The sequence below is a fragment of the Acidimicrobiales bacterium genome (genome assembly GCA_041394185.1).
GTDB lineage: Bacteria > Actinomycetota > Acidimicrobiia > Acidimicrobiales > Poriferisodalaceae > JAAETH01.
This window is the reverse complement of record JAWKIQ010000001.1, coordinates 936,632-956,131: the sequence shown is the minus strand read 5'-3', so window position 1 is coordinate 956,131 and position 19,500 is coordinate 936,632. Positions and strand designations below refer to the sequence as shown.

Below are 19,500 nucleotides of genomic sequence, written 5' to 3'. Positions count from 1 at the left end.
GGGGCATGGCCATGGCGCTCGAAGCATTCACGACGTATCCGCCCATTCACTACGCCTCGAAGCCGCCGGCACTGCCCAGCGACCCAGAAGAGGCGCGCTTCGTTCGCAAGTACGAGGCCGCCATCGGGTACCGCATCTTCGCCTCGATGCGCTGGGGTCAGCTCGGTGACGGTCACATCTCGGCCCGAGACCCGATCCTCACAGACCACTTCTGGATGCTCGGCTACGGAATCCCGTTCCACCGCGCAACCGTCGACGATCTGGTGCTGGTGTCACCCGACCGCCAGATCGTGGCCGGCCCCACCGAAGGTGGTGTCAACCACGCGGGCTACAACATCCACTACCCCATCTTCGAAACCAAACCATGGGTGGTGTCCGCGGCTCATACCCACACGCCCTACGGCACTCCCTTCAGCGCCGAGGTTCGGCCCTTCGAGCCGATCAGCCAGGAGTCGTGCTGTTTCTACGGCAACCAGTCGATCTATATGGGCGAAGACCTCGAGGTTCACTCGACCGATGGTGGCTACCGCATCTCCGAGGCGATGGGCACAACACGGCTATGCGTGCTGCGAAACCACGGGCTGTTGACCGGGGCCGAGTCACCGGCCGCGGCGGTTGGGTGGTTCGTGGTCGCCGAACGGGTCGCCGAGGTGCACATCAAGGCGCGTGAGGCCAAACCCATCGGCGACATACAGGCGGCAGATGTGGCCACCCGTATGGGCGACCCGGACCTTGGCTGGCGCATGTTCCAATGGCTGGCGCGCGACCTGGTGCCCGATCCGTCGGTGGTGCTTTGAACCACCGCCTCCGCCCGCCAGACCCGACGCGGGCGATAATCCGCCCGCTGGACCGCTCTGACTTTCCGGTGATGGCCCGCTGGCGCCGCGACCGCGAAATGGTCAGATGGTGGGGCCCCGCAGCCGACGAAGACCAACTCGAGACCGAATACGGCGACCAGATCGACGAGCGCTTCAGCGCCGACAGCGGCCCCGCACGGCTGTGGATCTACGAAGTCGACGGTGTCGCGGTCGGTTTCGGTGAGAGCTATCTGATCGACGATCACCCCCAGTGGGCTCAACGGCTGGGTGTGCAATCCGCTATCGGCGTCGACTACGCGATCGGTTCGCCACACCACCGAAGAGCCGGCCACGGCAGCCGTCTGATCCACCTGCTCATCGCGGCCGGCTTCGACGACCACCCGACCGCAAGCCGGGTGGTGTCGGTGCCCAAAGCGGCAAACACCGCTTCACGCCGAGCCCTCGAGCGAGCCGGGCTGAGCCTGCTGGAAGTGCGCCCCCTGGAGGGCGAATACCCCGCAGAAGGCGACAGCGCCATCTACTCGATGACCCGCGACGCCTGGAACGCCCTGACCTGACACCGCCCCACGCCGAACACCGGTGTACTCCGGGCGCCAGACACCCGCCAAACACCGGTGTTTGCGAAGACGATGGGGTTAGAAGTCTTCGTCGAACGAAACCTCGCCCGACACACCAACCTGGTAGGCGCTGACTGTGCGCTCGAAGAAGTTGGACAGCTCCTGGACGTCCTGGAGCTCCATGAAATCGAACGGGTTCTTCGACCCGAAGATGGGTTCGAGGCCGAGCTGCACCAGCCGCTGGTCGGCCACGAACTGCAGGTAGGTGCGCATGTCGCGAAGCGACAGGCCGGCTACGCCCTCTTTCAGGACGTCTTCGGCGAACGCGTACTCGCAGTCGACCGCCTCTTCGATCATCAGGCGAATGGCCTGCTCCATACCCTCGTCGAACAGCTCGGGCTCTTCGGTGCGGGCCGTCTCGATGACCTCGAACGCGAAGTTCATGTGGGCGCTCTCGTCACGAAACACCCAGTTGGTGCCAGCGGCGAGACCGTTGAGCAGGCCCTTGCTGCGAAGGAAGTACACGTAGGCAAATGCGCCATAGAAGAACAGGCCCTCGATGCATGCCGCGAAGCAGATCATGTTGAGCAGGAAGTTCTGGCGGTCTTCGCGGGTGCGGAGCTGGTCGAGGTGTTCGATCGAGTTCATCCACTTGAACAAGAAGTCGCCCTTTTGGGCGATCGACGGGATGTTGTCGATGGCGGCGAACGCCTGCTCGCGCTCGGCGATGTCTGGGATGTAGTTGTCGAGCAGCGTCAGATAGAACTGGACGTGCAGCGCCTCTTCATAGAGCTGACGCGACAGGTACATGCGCGCTTCGGGCGCATTGACGTGCTGGTAGAGGTTCAGCACCAGGTTGTTGGCCACGATCGAGTCGCCGGTGGCGAAGAAGGCCACCAGCCGGTTGATCAGGTGCCGCTCGGCCGGGCTGATCTTGCGGTGAAGGTCTACGAGATCGTCGGAGAAGTCGATCTCTTCGACGGTCCAGGTGTTCTTGATGGCCGCCTTGTACATCTCGTAGAAGACCGGGTAGCGCATCGGGCGCAGTGTCAGGTTGAACCCAGGGTCGAGGATGTGCTTGGCATGGCCGACGTGGCTGGCGTCGACAGAGCCGTCGGAGGGCACCGAGTGGATTGGGCCGGTCCGGGGATTCGGTTCGTAGAAGTCGTGGTCTTCGACGAGTGCCATTGGGGGCCTTTCGAGCGTGTTCGTTCAGGAGTCGGGTGGGAAAGAGGGCTTCCTCGAAGTGTGACGAGGGGGTGTGACACCCCCGCCGGTCAGTCGCAGGCTTCGCAGCTCTCGGGGTTCTCGAGCGAGCAGGCAAGGGCCTCGGCGTCGGTGAAGGTCTTCTTCGGCGCCGGCTCGGGAGACGTCGGACGGGTGCCACCGCCCGAGGTCGTCTGGTTGATGCGGGTAGCGGGCCTGGACCTCAGGTAGTAGGTGGTCTTCAGGCCCGACTTCCAGGCGTGCACGTACATCGAGCTGAGCTTGCCGATGGTCGGGCTCTCCATGAACAGGTTGAGCGACTGGCTCTGGTCGATGAAGGCACCCCTGGCCGCCGCCATGTCGATCAGCGACCTCATGGGGATCTCCCAGGCGGTGCGATAGATCGTCTTCAGATCCTCGGGGATACCCTCGACGTTCTGGATCGATCCCTCGGCCCGCTTCACTGCATTGGCCATGTCGTCGTCCCACAGGCCACGGCGCTGCAGCTCGCGCACCAGATAGCGGTTTATCTGGATGAACTCGCCCGACAGCGTCTCGCGCTTGAACAGGTTGGACACCTGGGGCTCGATGCACTCGTAGCAACCGGCGATGGAGGCGATGGTCGCGGTGGGAGCGATGGCGATCATGAGGCTGTTGCGCAGCCCGTGCTGACGGATGCGGTCCTTCAGCATCTCCCAGCGTTCGCCGTCGTGCACGGTTGCGCCATCCCACAGGTCGAACTGAAGGACACCCTGCGCGGCGCGGGTCTCGGCAAAGGCCTCGTGGGCGCCATTCTTCATGGCCAGGTCACAGCTGGCCGACAGGGCCCAGTAGTAGATCTCCTCAGAGATGCGCGTAGACAGGGCGCGGGCCTCGTCGGAATCGAACGCCATACCCATCTGGAAGAACACGTCCTGCAGGCCCATGATGCCCAGGCCCACCGGGCGCCACCGCGAGTTGGAGGCCGCGGCCTCGTCTGTCGGGTAGAAGTTGATGTCGACCACACGGTCGAGGTACGGCACCGCTGTGCGCACGACCTCGCCCAGGCGCTCGAAATCGAAGCTGGTGCTGCCGTCGCCTGCGGTGCGCACCAGGCGGCCGAGGTTGACCGAGCCCAGGTTGCACACGGCGGTTTCGGTTGCGCTGGTGACCTCGAGGATCTCGGTGCACAGGTTGGACAGGTGGATCACGTTGCCCGGCTGGCCGGTCTGGTTGGACTTGGTGTTGGACGCGTCCTTGAAGGTCATCCAACCGTTGCCGGTTTGGGCCAGGGTGCGCATCATGCGGCTGTAGAGGTTGCGGGCGGGCACCTGGCGCTCGTAGAGGCCCTGCGCTTCGGCCTCCTCGTAGGCCCGACGGAAGTCGTCGCCGTACAGGTCGGTGAGGTGGGGCACCTTCTTGGGGTCGAACAGGCTCCACTGCCAGTCTTTTTCGACCCGCTCCATGAACAGGTCGGGTACCCAGTTGGCCAGGTTCAGGTTGTGGGCGCGCCGGGCTTCGTCACCTGTGTTGTCGCGAAGCTCGAGGAAGTCCTCGATGTCGGCGTGCCAGGTCTCGAGGTACACGCACGCAGCACCCTTGCGCTTGCCGCCCTGGTTGACGGCTGCCACCGAAGAGTCGAGCGTCTTGAGCCACGGGATGATGCCGTTCGACAGCCCGTTGGTGCCCTTGATGAGCGAGCCGCGGCTGCGAACCCGGTGGTAGGCCAGACCGATGCCGCCGGCGTGCTTGGACAACCTGGCGACGTCGGTGTAGCGGTCGTAGATCGAGATGAGGTCGTCTTGGGGGCTGTCGAGCAGGTAGCAAGACGACATCTGGGGGTGGATGGTTCCACTGTTGAACAGGGTGGGGCTGGATGGCAGGTATTGCAGGCTCGACATCAGCTCGTAGAACCCGATGGCGTCTTCGGGAGAGGTCGACAGCCCGCAGGCCACGCGCATGAAGAAGTACTGGGGCGTCTCGATGACCGAGCGCAGGTCGGGGTGGCGCAGCAGGTAGCGGTCGTAGACGGTGCGCAGGCCGAAGAACTCGAAGAGGTTGTTGCCGTCGGGGTCGATGGCGTCGTTGAGCTTGCGGGCGTGGGTACGGACGAACTCCAGAATCGGTTCGCCGATGAGGCCCTGTTCGTAACCGAGCTCGATCGACTGGCTGAACGAGTAGACGTTCTGGTTCTGGACTTCCTTGTCGATGAACGTGGCCAGCAGGCGTGCCGCCAGCTTCGAGTAGTTGGGCTCCGAGACGATGAGCCCAGCGGCGGTTCGTATCGACAGCTCGTCGAGTTCGGTGGTGGTGGCGCCGTCCGACAGACCAGAGATGGTGCGAGTGGCCACACGCATCGGGTCTACGCCCGAGAGTCCGCCCGAGCAGCGCTCGACCGCCTTGACGATCTTGTCGAGGTTCACCGCCTCGAAACGGCCGTCGCGCTTTTGGACCCGCATAGTGGTTCCACCAGCATCGTCGCCACTCTCGATGTTCCTCAGCTCACCCTCGGTGATCGTCACGGTCGTCCCTTCCTGCGTCTTTCCCCGCCGGTCGGCGCCTCGAACGTGCCCTGGTCCGGCCGTTCCGACTTTCTAGCGGGCCTGTCATTACACCCGTGAAATTTCAGCGGTGTCAAGCATTGGTACAAGGGGTCTGCCACGGCCGCAAGCATTCGATGCGGCATCGCTGGAGTCACTTTCCGGGGTCGTCTCCCACCCTGCGAAACGGGCTTCGCGCCCTGAGCGCGAGCCGAGCCGATTTGTATGGTGTACGCGCCAGCTCACGCCCCGTGGCCGAGGTTGCGAGGCCACACCCGGCGCGCCGCCGAAACCGTGGTACCCCACGGGTGGAGGGTGTGCCGGGCCACGTTCTCGGCCACGCCTCGCGCGCCTGAACCCAAGCTGATCCGTGCCCCGCACAGGCGAAGCACGCGCGATATCTGGTGCCCGTGCCGACTCTGGGTGAGGTGACGAACACTTCCATTACGAATCGAGATCACCCGAGAGGTGTCGAAAAAAATTTGTGGCCGATGTGCCAGACTGCGGTTGTGACCGAGGCCGGGCAGACCCCCATCATCACAGCATCGGGTCTCACCAAGCGTTTCGGAGACCGGGCGGCCTTGGATTCGCTCGACCTCTCGATCGCCTCGGGCGTCACGGCGCTGGTCGGCGCCAACGGAGCGGGCAAGACCACATTCTTCAACCTGCTGATGGGCCTGTTGCCCGCAAGCTCGGGGACATTGACGGTAAGGGGGCTCGACCCGTTCGGCGATGGTCCGGCCGTGAGGTCGCTGCTGGGCTTCTCGCCCGAGCATCACATCCTGCCCGACGAGATGCCCGCAGACGAGTTCGTACGCCACATGGCCCAGGTGAGGGGTTTGCCCCGCTCGGAGGCCAGGGGCCGCGCGTCCGATGCGCTGTGGCTGGTCGGCCTGGGCGAGGAGAGGTTCCGCCCGCTGGGAACGATGTCGACCGGGCAGCGCCAACGGGTGAAATTGGCCCAGGCACTTGCGTCTGATCCAGCCATCATCTTGCTCGACGAACCCACCGACGGGCTCGACCCGTTCCAGCGCGACGAGATGCTGGGGCTGATCTCTTCCATACGGGCCAAGGTCGGCATCGACGTTTTGGTCAGCTCTCACCTTCTGGAGGAAGTTGAGCGCGTGTGCGACAACGTGGTGGTGCTCGATGCAGGGCGACTGGTGGCCGCCGGGTCGATCGCATCGGTGATCGGCGGCTCGACGCCTTCGATCAGGGTCGAATTCGCCGACTCGGCAGCCGCGATCAGCGCGGTCGACGCCGCGGTGGTCATAGGTGACGAGCTGCTCGGTCTGGGGTTCGAGGTCGTAGCCGAACGCACCGCGCTGTTGGTTTACGGAGACCCCGACTCGGCCTTGGCTGCGACCACCGAACTGGTGGCCAAACACGGCGTGAGGCTTCATCGCCTGGGGCGCAGCCGCAGGCGCCTCGAGGACGTCTTCGTCGACGAGGGGGTCAGCTCGTGACCAGCCCTTCGGCCGACGGCTTCGACGACACCCGAATTGTCGATCGGGGCTATCGCACCTACGACGGAGTGCGTCGGGGACAGCTGGGGGCCGCAGCGACCATCTCGGCCCAGGGTATGCGCGCGGTGTTGGGTCTGGGCCGCCGAGCCCGCTCCAAAGCGGTGCCGGTGGTGTGCATCGTCATCGCCTTCTTGCCGGCCGTGGTGTTCGTAGGCATCGCTGCTCTGTTGCCGGTCGAGGTTCTGGAAGCAGCCGAGGTGGCGAACTACTCGGGTTACTACGGCATCATCGTGTTGGCGCTGGTGCTGTTCACCGCGTTCGTGGCCCCAGAAGCCCTAACCGGCGACCGCCGCTCGGGCATGCTGGGTCTGTACCTGACCACACCCGTGTCGCGCCTCGGTTATCTGGCTGCCAAGACCGTTGCGGTCATGCTGATCCTGTCCATCGTCACCATCGGGCCACTGGTGCTGAACCTCATCGGCTACAGCTTCGAGGGTGCCGGACCCGGAGGCATTGTCGACACCGTCGAATTGCTGGTGCGCATGTTCGTTGCGGGGATGCTGGTGACCATCGTCTATACGGCGTTGTCGATGGGTGTGTCTTCCCTGACCGACCGGCGCGCCTGGGCATCAGCGGGCATCGTCGTGCTGATGATCCTCAGCTCGGTGGTGCCCAGCCTGCTGGTCGACGCGGCCGACATGTCTGACCAGCTGATGCTGCTGAACCTGCTGGTTGCACCGCTGGAGCTGGTCGTTCGCATCTATGGGGACACTCCCGAGTTTCCCGAGCTGTCCACAGCGTCGCTGGTCGGGGCGTGTGCCGCATGGGTTGCCGTGGGTTTTGCGACTGCCGTGGCGAAATATCGCAACATCGGAGGCACCCGATGACGGCACCCATCTTGTCGGCGCGCTCGGTCACCAAGTGGTTCGGCGGCGTCGTGGCGGTATCTGATGTGTCGTTCGACCTGGGGCCGGGCGTCACCGCACTGTTGGGACCCAACGGGGCGGGTAAGTCGACACTGCTACGAATGTTGGCCGGGCTCACCTCGCCGTCCAGCGGCTCGGTCGAGATCTTGGGGGTCGACCCACGCCTCGATCCGGCGGTGCGTGGCCGCATGGGTCTGGTGCCCCAACAAGACGGGCTCTTCGAGCGCCTCACCGCGCGAGAGTTCGTGAGCGTGGCCGCCGCCACCCAGGGGCTGGAAGACACAGGGCCCGCGGCAGCAAGGGCGCTGGCGACGGTGAATCTCGACCCCGACGACACCCGCCCATGTCGCACGTACAGCAAGGGGATGCGCCAAAGGGTCAAGATCGCCCAGGCCATCGTGCACGACCCCGATGTGCTGTTGCTGGACGAGCCGTTGAACGGGCTCGACCCCGTGCAGCGCCGCCATCTCATCGATGTATTCAGGCGCCTGGCCGCCGACGGAAGGTGCGTGGTCGTCTCCAGCCACGTACTCGACGAGGTCGCCCGCATCGGCAACCGGGTTCTGGTCATAGCTCAGGGCCGCCTGGCAGCCGCCGGCGACTATCGGCGCCTCCGCGAGCTCATGGACGACAGGCCTCACCGGATTCGCGTCGAGTGCGACGACCCGCGCCGTCTGGCGGCCGTCGTGATGGCCCAACCTGCCACCTCCAGCGTGCGGCTCGAGGGCGATGATCGGGTGCTGGTCGATACCGTCGACCTGGACTCCTTCGGCCGCTCGATCGCTTCGATGGCCCTGTCGGCTGGTGTGACGCTGCGGGCATTGGAACCCCTCGACGACGATCTCGAGTCGGTATTTCGGTACCTGGTGCAGCCATGACCTCGGCCTCCGGTTCCTCACCCACCTTCGCTCCCGTCGCGGTCATCCATCGGCTGATGCTGCGCTCGTCGCTGGGCCCCGCCAGGGTCGCCATGATCGCCGGGCTCGGGGCGTTGGTGCTGGCGGTTGCCTTTGCGGTCGGAGCGTCAGATGGCAACAGCCAGACCCGGGTGGCCCACCTGGTCCAAGGCCTGGGCTTGGGAATCGTGGTGCCCGTCGTGTCACTGGTGTTCGCGTCGGCCGTGCTGGGCGACCACCGCGACGACTCGACCATGGTCTACCTGTGGCTGCGGCCCATGAAGCCCTCGGTCGTGCCACTGACCGCTCTGGCAGCGGTCTGGAGCATCGTGGTGCCCGCTTGTGTGGTCATCGTGTCGGCCGGAGCGCTGGCCGCCGGTGGCGACGCCGGCGGGGTGGGCCATGCGGCACTGTCGGCAGGAGCCGGGGCCGTCGCCTACTCGGCGCTGTTCACCCTGGCGAGCCTGGTGCTGGGCCGGGTACTGATCTGGGGTCTGGCCTACATCTTGATCTGGGAGGGTTTCGTCGCCGCAGGGGCCGAGGGCGCCGCGAGGTTGGCCCTTCGGTCGTACACGATCTCGATCTTGGGCGCCGGCAGAGACGTCGACCTTTCGCTGGCGCGCCACTCGCTGTTGGTGTCGCTGATAGTGCTCGGCGCGGTGACCGTGGTGTGCGCTGTGGTTTCGGTTCGGATCTACCGGCGTCTGGACGTCGCCTGAGACGCCTTCGTGGCGGGGTCGCGCCGAACTGTGGTCCCGGCGTGTAATGATGCACCGATGCGCAGAATCGTGGCCTGTCTCGCCGCGGCCACCGTCGCCCTCGCCTCTTGTACCTACGACGACGGCCTCGAAGCAACCCCGGGCGAGCCGACCGTCAGGCCCGGCGACGCCGGTTCTGATTCGCTGGTTCCCGACATCGCCATCGGCGGAAACCTGCTGCCCGATGGCTGCCCGTTCCCCGAGCCAGACGGCACCCAGCCCGACTGTTACCGCCTGGAGGTTCCCGCTGCGTGGGACGATCCATCGCTGGGTGACATATCGGTTCAGGTGGCGGTGTTCCCGGCGACGCAACGTCCGGCCGAAGGCACCGTGCTGTGGATCGAGGGCGGGCCGGGAGTTGGCCCGCTCGAAGGCGTCGGCGGCTGGTTCGATCTGGCGTTCGCCGACATCTCGACATCTCACGATGTGGTGCTGTACGACCCGCGCGGCACCGGTTTCTCGCGACCCTCGCTGGACTGCCCCGAGATCGACGAACTGTTCGACACCGACGAGATGGTGCCGATCATCGCGGAAGCCCGCGCCGCCGACGATTGCGCCACCCGGCTGGCCCTCGAAGGGATCGATCTTTCCCACTACGGCACGCTGTCGGCAGCGCGCGACCTCGAAGCCCTGCGCAAGGCCCTGGGGGTCGACCGGTGGGACATCTGGGGCCAGTCATACGGCACGCGCATGGCCCAGACCTACGCGCGCGAGTTCGGTGATGGCGTGCGTTCGATGGTGCTCGACGGCGCCTACTCGATAGCCGACGATCCCGACGACGACTACACGACCGGTGGAGCCGAGGCGCTGGATGCGTTCTTGTCGCTGTGTGCTTCGCAGAGCCGCTGCGCCCGCCAATACCCAGATCTGGGCCAACGGATCGACGACCTCATCGCTCGGGCCGACAGCTCGCCCATCGACGTCGACTATCTGGACCCCGACGATGGCTCGACGGCATTCACCTACACCATGTCGGGCCAGGACATCTTGTCGACCTTCTACGGAGCCCTGTATTCCGACTACACCGCGGCGTCGATACCCCGGGTGGTGGCCGATCTCGAAAACTCGGTCACATGGAGCCTCGACCTGTTGGCGTCGCAGACCGGGCCCGGCTCGGGCGGCGAAGACTATGCGGCCTTCGTCGCGGTGCAGTGCATGGACGAGTGGAGCTACATCACGCCCGACCTCGACGTCGAAGGCCGGTTCGGCGAACTGCAGTCGAGTTCGAATGTCTATTGGACCTCGGTGTGCACCGCACTCGACCTACAGGATGCACCGCCGGTCGAGGACCAGTTCGTCGCCCTCGAGCAGCCCGCGCTGGTTCTGTCCGGCAGCTTCGACCCCATCACGCCACACCGCGAGGCTGTCGAGTTCGCCGGCCAGCTCGGTGCGCAGCTGGTCCAGTTTCCCCGCTCGGGCCATGGCCAGCTGGGGGTGTCGGCCTGTGCTTCGAGTCTGGCCGCCGAGTTCACGCGCACACTCGCCCAGGTCGACGCCGGGTGCGCCCAAGACGACGTCGCACCGATGATTCCTGATGCGCCGACTGCCGCCGATTTCTTCGAAGTGGCTCTCGAACACCCGGCCGGCGCCACCGCTACGGCCTTGGTGCCCATCGGCTGGGTCGGTTATGGACCCGAATCCTTCGACGGGTACGCCATCCGCGACCGGCACCTGGTCGATGTGGCCGGCTTCACGATCGATCTGTTCGACGACACCGACTCGGTCGACTCGCACATCGAGGCGGTGGTCGTCGACTGGCTCAACACCTCGGTTGGTGCGTTCGAACGCACCGGCGGCATAGCGGTGCCTCCTGGCTGGGTGGTCCTGAGCGGTGCCACCGACGACTCGCCCGTTGCGCGAGGCACGCCCGCAATGATCACGTTGGCCGCCGGTGAGATCGACGGCGAGGTCGTGGTTCTGTCGGTGTTCGGGACACCAGACGATCATCAGGAGCTGGCCAAGGCACTGATCGAGACGATGGTGCCGGCGTTGAACCCGGCGCTGCCTCCCGGATCATGATGCACCGGCGCAAGGCCCGCTGGTCGGCGCCGGTGCTCGCTGTTGTGTTGGCGATGTCGGCGTGCACGTCTGGCGGCGACACGCCGCCCGATACCACCATCGCTCAAACCACCTCTACCACCGTCGTGGTCGAGGGGTCCACCCTGACCGTCGCCACCAGAGCCCCCGAGTCGCTGGAGGCCCATCACGCCATCTCTACCCGAGCTGTCGACATCGCCAGCCTGCTGCACACGGGCCTCACCCGCATCGACTCGGAAGGTCGCGCCGTGCCGGGTCTCGCCGAGTCGTGGACATCGGACGATCTCGTGACTTGGACGTTCGTTCTTCGACCCGGATCGACGTTCTCGGACGGCACACCGATAACCGCCCAGACCTTCGTCGACTCGTGGTTTGCGCTCGCGTCGCAACGGACGAGGGGCCGCACCGCCTACCTGGGTGTCGAGGCCGGTATCGCCAATTGGAGAGACGTGCTGGCCGGCGTCGAAGGCCGTCAGCTGGGTCTGCGGGTGGTTGACGAGCGCACGCTCGAGGTGCAGCTCGAACAGAACAATCCCTGGCTGCCCGAGTACCTGGCCCACAACGCTTTTGCGCCCGTTGCTCCGTCGACACTGGCTGCCTTGAACCCCGACGGCACCAGCACGACGCCGCTGCTGGGCAGCGGGCCGTTCGTCATCGAAAGCGGCTCGCTCGACGATGCGACAATGACGCTGGCGCGCAGGGCTCCGACGGGCCAGGCGGGTGAGGTTGGCAGAATCACTCTTCAGTTCGTCGACTCCGACCAAGCCGCTGCCGATGCCGTCGGTCTCGGCACAGCCGACGTGGGCCTCGCCGACGGCGCACTCGACGTAGACGGGCTGCAGATGGCCGAGCATCCATCGAACCAGGTCTGGTACATGGGCTTCCCGACCCCACGTGGGCCCGCCTCGAGCCCCGAGCCCCGAAGGGCGTTGTCGTTGTCGATCGACCGCTCGCGGTTCGGCACCGACCTTGCGACGCCGCTGGCCACACCCTCGAATCTCTTTGCCCCGGACGCCCAGGCGAACGGCTCGCCCATGACGTGCACCTGGTGCCGGTTCGACCCAGAAGAGGCTCTGGCCGTGATCGCCGACAACGACATCGAGGTACCAGAGGACACCTTCTTCGTGCACGTCGTGGCGGGCTCGCCGGTGCAGCCGTGGGCCGAGTCGATAGCGGCCGGCTGGCGAGACAACCTCGGCTGGCCCGTCGAGGTGTTCGAGCATCCGTCTTTGCAGGCGCTGGTCGGATATCTCCAGAGCGGGGTGCCCAGCGGGCCCTTCCTGTTGCCGTGGAGCGGCGACCACGTCGGCGCCGAGGCGTTCATCGCTCCCCTGTTCGCCCCCGACAGCAACGACGCTTTCATCCGCTACAGCACCAACGAGATGATCACCCTGCTGTCCAGGCTCGACGCCACGCCAGTCGACGACCCTCAGCGCGACATCGAGATCTCGCAGCTGACGTTCGAGCTGGACGACATCTTGGCCTACCTGCCGTTGGCTGTTGTTCCCAGACGCATCGCCCACAGCGGCCGCTTCGACCTGTCCGGCATTGCCGGCGGCGTATCGCGGCTGGACCTGGCGGCGGTGGAGGCACTGCCCTGACCCGCCTGGAAGTGCTGGGCGTCACCTGGTCTGGTGGCTCTGCGGGCCTACGGGTCCGCGACCAAGCTCAGCCCGCTTCTCGCGTGGTTCCGCTGAAGGGTTCGTCGTGGCGCTTCAGGGTTACCGCTCAGCGGGTGTGTCCAGGCACGACCAAGTTCGCCGACGACGGCACCCGCAGCTTCATCGAGTGTCAGAACCCGGTGGGTCAGTCGGCGCGCTGCGACCGGTGCAGCACCATCGACACCGTCTTTGCCGCCAACATGCACCGAGCTCACAAGCTGGGCCGGGCCTATGTCGATCGTCGTTTCGCAGCCCATCTCGACCAGCCCCACCGCCTTTATGTCGCGGGCTTTGCCGACGGCAGCATCAAGGTGGGCACCACAGCAGGAGCGTCTGGTGGTGTGCGCCTGGCCGAACAGGGCGCATGGATCGCCCGATACGCGCTGGTAGCCGACGACGGCTACGTGGTTCGAGATGTCGAAGACGCTGTCACAGACGTGTTGGGGGTTTCGCAACAGGTGTCGTCTACCCGCAAGCTCGCAGGCCTGCTGTCGCCCGTCGCCACAGAGGCCCTCGAGGCCCGGGTGGCCGGCACCACCCAACGAGTGCTTCAGATGGTCGATGCCAACGCCGACTTCGCCGCCGCCACTACGCCGCTGGACCTTGCCTGGAGGTTCGAAGGTGTGGGCTCGGACACGTGGTCGGGGCTGGTCGCCTATCCCAATCGACTCGACACCGGCAACCACGCCTTCGAGGTCGCCGACATGTGCGGTCGCTTTGCCGTGCTGGCACGCGAGGGCGTGCTCGATCGGTTCGTCGCCGACCTGGGCACCCTCGAGGGCTGTGTCATCGACCTGGGCGACCACGACCCCGATCCAGTCGAAGTGCAGGCGTCGCTGTTTTGAGCCGCAGAAGTCACTAGGCTCCGACCATGCTCTGGTTGGTCGTCATCATCGTGCTCATAGTGCTCATCGGTTTGTTCCTGATGAGCGTGTACAACAAGCTCGTCAAGTTCCGCGAGAACGTTCGCAACGCGTTCGCCCAGATCGATGTGCAGCTCGAGCGGCGCCACGATCTGATCCCCAACCTGGTCGAGGTTGCAAAGGGCTACATGAGCCACGAGCGCGACACCCTCGAGGCCGTCGTGGCCGCCCGTGCGGCGGCTACACAAGCCCGCATCGAAGTCTCCGGCGACCCGCAGAACCTCGAAGCCATGCAACACCTGGCGCAGTCCGAGGGTGCGCTGGGCGCATCGCTGGGCCGCCTGCTGGCCGTGGCCGAGGCCTACCCCGACCTGAAGGCCAACCAGAACATGATGCAGCTCACCGAAGAGCTCACCACCACCGAGAACAAGATCGCCTACTCGCGGCAGAACTACAACGATCAGGTCAACAAGTACCAGACGTACAAGGTGTCGTTCCCGCCGGTGATCTTCGCCAACATGTTCGGCTTCAGCGACAGCGCCTACCTGAACCTCGAGGACGAGGGCAAGGAGTACAAGCGCGAGAACATCGAAGTGCGCTTCGATGATCGACCCCAGGACGGCTAGTCCCCTCAGATGGACTTTCAGGGGCACCAGGAAACGGCCCAGCAGAGCACATTCAAGCTGGTCGCGCTGTTCGTCGCGGGCGTAGTCGCCATCATGGCGATAGTCGCCGCGTTCGTGTCGGCGCTGTTCTTCTACGACTCACAAGAGGTCGACCCGCTCGCGGCCTTCGTCGTAGCGGCTCCGATAACGATCCTCGGCATCGGTGGCACGTCCCTGGTCAAGTCCAGCCAGATCCGCGGTGGTGGAGGGGCCTATATCGCTTCGTCGCTGGGCGGCCGCCAGATCGACTTCAACACGCTCGACCCGGTCGAACGCCAGCTGGGCAACGTCGTAGAAGAGATGGCCATCGCGTCTGGCATGCCGGTGCCCGATGTGTTCGTGCTCGACGACGAGCCCGGAATAAACGCCTTCGCAGCCGGTTGGAGCGCCGACACGGCCGCCATAGGTGTCACCCGCGGTGCTCTCAACCATCTCAACCGCCGCGAGTTGCAGGGCGTGATTGCCCACGAGTTCAGCCACATCCGCAACGGTGACACCCGGATAAAGACCCGCATCATCGGCTGGGTGTTCGGCATCACCGTCATCACGCTGCTGGGCCGGCTGCTGTTGCAGCACACCCTTTGGGCACCCAGACGCCGCAGCAGCAAGGACAACAGCGCGATGGTCATCATCCTCGTCGGTGGTGGGCTGATGCTGATCGGTGCACTGGGCACCCTGTTCGGCCGAATGATCCAAGCGGCGGTGTCCCGCCAGCGCGAATACCTGGCCGACGCCTCGGCGGTGCAGTACACCCGCGACCCGACCTCCATCGGGGAGGCGTTGGTGAAGATCGCCAGCGTGGGTTCGCAGAACCGGATACGCACCGCTCACGCCACCGAGGCCAGCCACCTGTTCTTCTCGTCGGCTCTCGGCTCGACGTTCGCCACCCATCCGCCGCTCAAGGAGCGCATCAAACGCCTGATGCCCGACTGGAACGGCGAGTTGGCGGTCCTCGACGACGCATACGGCGAATCGGTCGACGACACAACCCTGGGCGCGGTACCCCTGCTGTCGCCATCGTCGCCGTCTGGCGCTGCCGTGACCAGTTCGGTCGCAGGCGGCCCAGCCGCAGGCGGTGCGGTCGCCGCCCGCTACGAGCAGCCGTCGCTGGCCGGACCCACCGATCGCCATGTGGAACACTCGCGGACCCTCATCGCCCAGATTCCGGCGCAGACCCAGAGTTTCCTGCGTACACCGCAGGGCGCCGTAGCTGCTGTTCTGGGCTCGCTGGTGTCGAGCGACCCCGAGGTTCGGGCACGCGAGCTAGACGAGCTGGGCCGCTTCCTGTCGATGTACCCCGCCGACCTCGCCGCTGCCAGCGAGACCATCTCGAGCCTGGCTCGACCGCTTCAACTGCCCGCCATCGATGTGGCACTGCATGCCATACGCCAGACGCCGCGGCCGTACCGCGTCCGGCTGGCCAAGGCGATCCACGACCTCGAGGCTTCGCACCAAGACCAAGACCTGTTCCGGTGGGTGCTGAGACGCGTGATGTTGCGCCACATCGAAGACCAGGGAGACGATGGCGCCGATCGCAAGCAGTCGACGCTGCAACAGTTGTCGACCGAGGCCACTCAGGTTCTGGCGATCCTGGCCTACTTCAACAGCTCAGGGTCGGCCCAGACTCAAACCACCTTCGAGGCCGCTTTGCAGGTAGCCGGCTTGCAAACAGCACAAATGCCACCCAACGAGAGCCTCACCTACGACCGCCTCGACGATGCACTCGGTCGGCTGGCCGATCTCGACCCGCCGTCACGGCGAACCTTCGTCGAGGCGTCCACCAAGGTGGTGCTCTACGACGAGACTGCAACCCCAGACGAGGTCGAGCTGCTGCGCGTGGTAGCCGACGCCGTGCGGGTACCGGTGCCGCCGCTGTTGCCTGCGACATGACGGGCCTCAGGCCCGACTGGCAGAGGCCGGCTTCCGAGCGCTTTGGGCCCGATGCTCCATACTTCGACGAGGCGATGGCTCGCCACGACCGCGCTGTGGCCGAGGGCCTGTCGCTGTACCCAGACCCCGTCACAGGCCTGTATGTCATGACCGCGGTGGCCTTGGCAGCGCGCCCATGTTGCGACAACGGCTGTCGCCATTGTCCTTGGCAGCGCTGAGTACCCGGTCTTTCCATTTTTGTCACACCATCGGCATTGGGCCAGGCAAGCCGTCCGTCTTCGCGTCCGGCTCTTAGCGACAACTGGATTCTCCGTGCTGTTGTCTGGTTGATCCTGGGTTGAGTGATGCTCCTATGGGGTGTATGTGTCAAGCGGCTTGTTGGTTGGGGTGGAGGAGGAGTTGGTAGCGGTGGGCGAGGTCGGCGTCGTGGGTTAGGTTTCGTTCGAGTTTTGAGATGCGGATGGGCCAGGTGCCGAGGGCTTGGGCGACGTCTGTGAGTGTGAGGCCGGCGTTGGTGCGTTGCGTGCGTAGGTCTTTTCCGGCGGGGATGGTGGATGGGTTGGTGAGGAGTCTGAAGATCTCGCGGGCCACGTGGCGTTTTAGGCAGCGGATTATCTCTTTCTTTGACTTGCCTTCGTTGGTGCGTTTCGCGACGTAGGCCATGGTGCGCTGGTCGCAGGACATGCGCACGAGCACGATGCGCCAGAGCGCGTTGTTGGCGTGTCGGTCACCGCCTCGGTTAAGTCGGTGACGGGTGATCTTGCCTGATGATGCCTCGACCGGGCTCGCGCCGCATAGCGCCGCGAAGGCGGCTTCGGAGCGCATGCGGTGTGGGTTGTCGCCAGCGGTGACCAGCAGTGTGGCGGCGACTTCGGGGCCGACACCGCGGGCTGCGAGCAGGGCCGGGTTGATCGCTGCGCACAGTTGAGCGATCTGAGTATCGAGGGTTTCGATCTCGGCGCTGAGGTCGAGGTGGCGACGGGCCAGTGTGCGCAGTGCCGCCTTGGTCGCGTCGCTGGGATCAGTCACGTCAACAGTTCGTAACCGCGCGCACACGGTGACGCGCTGAGCAGTGTTGAGGTCTCTCAGGCGCGCCCGAAGCTGGTCGGGTCCGGTCACGATCAGGTCCCGGATCTGGTTCGCTGCCTGGGTTCGGGCCTTGATCGCGGATCGTCGAGCCAGGCGCAGGACCCGGACGCTCTCCACCGGCCCGAAGCCGCTCTTGGGGACCGCTGTTGCATCACCGTTGAGAGCGGACCGGGCAGCAGCCTCGGCGTCCACGGTGTCGGATTTGCCTCGGCGTCGACGCCGCTGCCGATCGGGTCGATTGACCTCGACAACCTCGACACCTTCATCTTTGAGATAGCGGGCGAGACCAGCACCGTAACTACCGGTGCCTTCCACACCGACTCTGACGACATCTCCGTGGCATTGCATCCATCGCAACAATCGTCGATAGCCCGCCCCATCGGCGCGAAACGACTCAGTCGCGACGATCCGCCCGATGACATCGACAACAGCAGCGACATGAACCTCGCCGTGAGTGTCGACCCCTCCTGTCACTTCCTTGCTGAGTTGGTGCATGCTGGTCACGGTCTTCCTATTCGACGCTCGGATGGGTTGGCACCACCGGCCGGGACGACGGACAAGACATCGACGGGGAACAGCCAAGCTCCTAATGAGGTCACGTTCGTCCGACCGGCTGGTGCGCGTTCGATGCCCGAGCGGATCAGCCGACCGATCAGTCAAAAGACACAAGGCCAGTCACACCCAGAGTCAGACCGACCCACTCGAACACCAAACACATCCTCCCGAACCAGTGAACGACCCCGGTGGACCCTTCGATGTCCCACCCCCTGTTTAGGGTTTGTGGCGTGACAGAGGTGCGGGTGGTGCTTAGCGGCGCCGACGAACTAGAGGTGATGGGTGTCGCCGGGCTCGAAGCCGAGCTCGGCGGCCTTCGTCGTGTGCGTGCCCGTTTGGACGGCCACGAAGCCCGGCTTTTGAGCGCGTTGGCCAAGGCCCGTCAGCGTGCCGCGAACCGGAGGGGCAGAGAACCTGACTCCGATACCGGGAGCGAAGACGAGGCGGGGTCTGGGTCCAAGCCGAATCCTGGGCCGCCTGCGCCGTCGCGTAAGGCCCAGCGTGAGGCCGAAGCCAGGTCACAGCGACTGACTGCCAATCCCGATGTCGCCGACGCATTGGAGGGTGGGGACATCAACTCCGAACAGGCCGACTATCTGGCCAACACCGATCTACCCGACGACATCAAAGCCCGCCTGCTCGCGGGCGCGAAAGGCCAGTCGGCTGACGAGACCAGGGCGGCGGTTCGTGAGGCCGAACGCGAACAAACCCGCGAGGACCCTGAAGAGCGGCTGGCGCGTCAGCGTCGACGCAGGCGGGGGTCGTGTGGGATCGACAACGAAGACATGATCTGGTTCACCGCCACATTGGACCCGGTCACTGGTGCGGCGTTGAAAGCCGAGTACGACCGACGTGAGCGTGCTGCGTTTCATCACGACATGCGAACAATCACAGACCCGCGAAAGCGGCGCAGCCACCAACAACGGGGTGCTGACGTCATCGCCAGCATGCTCACAGACGGCCTCATACCCGCAGCCGACCAAGCCGACCCAACCGCCGGCGCCAGGGAACGAGCCGCGGGTTGTGTGAACCTGATCATCGACATCGACCAACTCGCCAAACCCGACGGCACGGCCCAGACACTCGACGGGACCCAAATACCAGCATCGATCGCACGATCCATGCTGTGCCGGGCCCAGATCAACGCCTGGTACCAACAGGCAGACAGGCGACAGTTGGACCTGGCCTACGACGTCCAATACGCCACACCAACACAAAAACTGGCCCTAGCCATACGCGACGGCACATGCAGGTGGAAACACTGCAACACCGAAGCCCAACGCTGCGAAGCCCACCACCTACACCACCGCGAACACGGCGGAACCACCAACCTCGACAACCTCGCCCTGCTATGCCCACACCACCACGACCGGCTACACGCCGCGAACAAACGGCTGGCCATGGGAGACACACCAGACCACTGGCAACTCCAAGACGCCCACGGCACCGTCATCAGCGAATGGACCAAACCACCACGACGACAACGAAAACGCGCCGGCAAACCACCAGACCAGCACGCAGGGGCCGGCTAGCGGCCGAACCGTCAAGGATTTCGCGGAAGCGTCTCAGCCCACGCGAAGGCCTTTCGCCGACG

15 protein-coding genes and 1 pseudogene are annotated in these 19,500 nt (G+C 65.2%); 13 read left to right on the top strand and 3 right to left on the bottom strand.

Annotated elements, in window-relative coordinates; all coding sequences use genetic code 11:
• Positions 1–5: 5 nt before the first annotated feature.
• Together R2770_04525 and R2770_04520 are read left to right on the top strand one after the other, a co-directional pair.
• Positions 6–797: a class II aldolase/adducin family protein gene (locus R2770_04525; GenBank protein MEZ5279715.1), complete on the top strand. Its 792-nt coding sequence runs from the start codon at positions 6–8 to the stop codon at positions 795–797.
• The gene (locus R2770_04520; GenBank protein ID MEZ5279714.1) at positions 794–1,375 is read left to right on the top strand and encodes a GNAT family protein; all 582 of its coding nucleotides are present in this window, start codon (positions 794–796) and stop codon (positions 1,373–1,375) included. Before R2770_04525 ends, R2770_04520 begins: the two co-directional genes overlap by 4 nt.
• 78 nt (positions 1,376–1,453) lie before the next feature.
• On the opposite strand, the gene R2770_04515 is transcribed toward R2770_04520, so the two are convergent.
• Both R2770_04515 and R2770_04510 read right to left on the bottom strand, forming a co-directional pair.
• Positions 1,454–2,563, bottom strand: coding sequence for a ribonucleotide-diphosphate reductase subunit beta (locus R2770_04515; GenBank protein ID MEZ5279713.1), 1,110 nt, complete (start codon positions 2,561–2,563; stop codon positions 1,454–1,456).
• 89 nt (positions 2,564–2,652) lie between these two features.
• Positions 2,653–5,082 carry a ribonucleoside-diphosphate reductase subunit alpha gene (locus tag R2770_04510; protein MEZ5279712.1) on the bottom strand — a complete coding sequence of 810 codons (2,430 nt, stop codon included), beginning with the start codon at positions 5,080–5,082 and terminating at the stop codon, positions 2,653–2,655.
• Between the two features lie 527 nt (positions 5,083–5,609).
• Between R2770_04510 and R2770_04505 the strand changes: the two genes are divergently transcribed.
• The 10 genes from R2770_04505 (at position 5,610) to R2770_04460 (ending at position 16,480) form a co-directional block, all read left to right on the top strand.
• Complete coding sequence (locus R2770_04505; protein ID MEZ5279711.1) at positions 5,610–6,566, top strand: ABC transporter ATP-binding protein; 957 nt, start codon at positions 5,610–5,612, stop codon at positions 6,564–6,566.
• A complete protein-coding gene (locus tag R2770_04500) occupies positions 6,563–7,453 on the top strand; it encodes an ABC transporter permease (GenBank protein MEZ5279710.1) in 891 nt (296 codons plus the stop codon). Before R2770_04505 ends, R2770_04500 begins: the two co-directional genes overlap by 4 nt.
• Positions 7,450–8,370 (top strand): ABC transporter ATP-binding protein, encoded by a 921-nt coding sequence (locus R2770_04495; GenBank protein ID MEZ5279709.1) that lies wholly within the window; start codon positions 7,450–7,452, stop codon positions 8,368–8,370. Before R2770_04500 ends, R2770_04495 begins: the two co-directional genes overlap by 4 nt.
• Complete coding sequence (locus R2770_04490; GenBank protein ID MEZ5279708.1) at positions 8,367–9,107, top strand: hypothetical protein; 741 nt, start codon at positions 8,367–8,369, stop codon at positions 9,105–9,107. The genes R2770_04495 and R2770_04490 overlap by 4 nt, the downstream gene beginning before the upstream one ends.
• Positions 9,108–9,164: 57 nt before the next feature.
• A complete protein-coding gene (locus tag R2770_04485) occupies positions 9,165–11,165 on the top strand; it encodes an alpha/beta fold hydrolase (GenBank protein MEZ5279707.1) in 2,001 nt (666 codons plus the stop codon).
• Entirely contained in the window at positions 11,162–12,784 is a 1,623-nt protein-coding gene (locus R2770_04480; protein ID MEZ5279706.1) for an ABC transporter substrate-binding protein, read from the top strand. Before R2770_04485 ends, R2770_04480 begins: the two co-directional genes overlap by 4 nt.
• Positions 12,785–12,867: 83 nt before the next feature.
• Positions 12,868–13,689: a DUF2797 domain-containing protein gene (locus R2770_04475; GenBank protein MEZ5279705.1), complete on the top strand. Its 822-nt coding sequence runs from the start codon at positions 12,868–12,870 to the stop codon at positions 13,687–13,689.
• A 26-nt stretch (positions 13,690–13,715) separates the two neighbouring features.
• Complete coding sequence (locus R2770_04470) at positions 13,716–14,333, top strand: LemA family protein (protein ID MEZ5279704.1); 618 nt, start codon at positions 13,716–13,718, stop codon at positions 14,331–14,333.
• Between the two features lie 9 nt (positions 14,334–14,342).
• Positions 14,343–16,262 (top strand): M48 family metallopeptidase, encoded by a 1,920-nt coding sequence (locus tag R2770_04465; protein MEZ5279703.1) that lies wholly within the window; start codon positions 14,343–14,345, stop codon positions 16,260–16,262.
• Positions 16,259–16,480 (top strand): DUF5522 domain-containing protein, encoded by a 222-nt coding sequence (locus tag R2770_04460; protein MEZ5279702.1) that lies wholly within the window; start codon positions 16,259–16,261, stop codon positions 16,478–16,480. The genes R2770_04465 and R2770_04460 overlap by 4 nt, the downstream gene beginning before the upstream one ends.
• 343 nt (positions 16,481–16,823) lie before the next feature.
• Here the strand turns inward: R2770_04460 and R2770_04455 are convergent.
• Positions 16,824–17,846 (bottom strand): annotated as a pseudogene (locus R2770_04455) (IS110 family transposase).
• Between the two features lie 290 nt (positions 17,847–18,136).
• On the opposite strand from R2770_04455, the gene R2770_04450 reads away from it, so the two are divergent.
• The gene (locus tag R2770_04450) at positions 18,137–19,438 is read left to right on the top strand and encodes a hypothetical protein (protein ID MEZ5279701.1); all 1,302 of its coding nucleotides are present in this window, start codon (positions 18,137–18,139) and stop codon (positions 19,436–19,438) included.
• Positions 19,439–19,500 lie beyond the last annotated feature (62 nt).

Excerpts from the sequence above, each read along its gene's own strand:
- R2770_04525 (MEZ5279715.1), top strand. The coding sequence starts at position 6 with ATGGCCATGGCGCTCGAAGCATTCACGACGTATCCGCCCATTCACTAC.
- R2770_04515 (MEZ5279713.1), bottom strand. The coding sequence starts at position 2,563 with ATGGCACTCGTCGAAGACCACGACTTCTACGAACCGAATCCCCGGACC.
- R2770_04495 (MEZ5279709.1), top strand. The coding sequence starts at position 7,450 with ATGACGGCACCCATCTTGTCGGCGCGCTCGGTCACCAAGTGGTTCGGC.
- R2770_04490 (MEZ5279708.1), top strand. The coding sequence starts at position 8,367 with ATGACCTCGGCCTCCGGTTCCTCACCCACCTTCGCTCCCGTCGCGGTC.
- R2770_04485 (MEZ5279707.1), top strand. The coding sequence starts at position 9,165 with ATGCGCAGAATCGTGGCCTGTCTCGCCGCGGCCACCGTCGCCCTCGCC.
- R2770_04480 (MEZ5279706.1), top strand. The coding sequence starts at position 11,162 with ATGATGCACCGGCGCAAGGCCCGCTGGTCGGCGCCGGTGCTCGCTGTT.
- R2770_04470 (MEZ5279704.1), top strand. The coding sequence starts at position 13,716 with ATGCTCTGGTTGGTCGTCATCATCGTGCTCATAGTGCTCATCGGTTTG.
- R2770_04465 (MEZ5279703.1), top strand. The coding sequence starts at position 14,343 with ATGGACTTTCAGGGGCACCAGGAAACGGCCCAGCAGAGCACATTCAAG.
- R2770_04460 (MEZ5279702.1), top strand. The coding sequence starts at position 16,259 with ATGACGGGCCTCAGGCCCGACTGGCAGAGGCCGGCTTCCGAGCGCTTT.